This is a genomic window from Rhizobium sp. BR 317 (assembly GCF_047445835.1).
Taxonomy (GTDB): domain Bacteria; phylum Pseudomonadota; class Alphaproteobacteria; order Rhizobiales; family Rhizobiaceae; genus Rhizobium; species Rhizobium paranaense.
On record NZ_JARWLB010000191.1, the window covers coordinates 1 to 685 of the forward strand.

Annotated in this window: 1 protein-coding gene; it reads left to right on the top strand. The window is 61.7% G+C overall.

The window, feature by feature from the left end; genetic code table 11:
* A partial coding sequence (locus QD357_RS32730) for a substrate-binding domain-containing protein (protein WP_414126153.1) occupies positions 1-680 on the top strand: 680 nt, incomplete at its 5' end.
* Positions 681-685: the final 5 nt, after the last annotated feature.

A 685-nucleotide genomic window follows, 5' to 3' on the forward strand; every position in this document is an offset into this window, starting at 1 on the left:
CGATCAATGCGACCGAAAACAACACCCAGGGCGGTTATACGGCCGCAAAATGGCTGGCGGAGGAAATCGGCGGCAAGGGCAACGTGCTGACGGTTTCGGGCATCCCGGGCTTCGCATCATCCGACAGCTTCAATGTCGGTGCCAAGAAGGCGTTCGACGAGTACAAGGACATCACCGTCGTGGGCGATGTCGCCGRCAAGTGGACCGATCAGGTMGCCCAGGTCGAAGTCCAGAAATTCCTCGCGACCAACCCTACCGAAATCGCTGGTATCCTCGTCCAGTCGGCCTCGGAAAACGGTGTCGTCAACGCGGTCCAGCAGTCCGGGCGCGACATGATGCCAATCGTCCTCGGCGGCGAGGCGTCGGCGGCGTGCTACTGGCGCAACAATCCCGACTTCATCAGCCAGAGCTTCCATTTCTGGCCGCCGCGGGCTGACGCCCGCCTGGTGTGGGACGTGATGATGAGGACGCTCCAAGGCCAGGGGCCGAAGATCCAGTCKATCCTGCGACCGGCTCTTCCCTACACGATCGACGATGTGAAGGAAGCAATTCCGGAAGATTGCGATCCGAACTCCACGGCGTGGATCGAGCCCAAGGGCGATGCATGGTGGCCCGCGGACGTAGCAGCACAGTACTTCGAGCGCCCGGAAGATCAGCTGGCCTGGCGGCCGAAGAAGTAATCGAC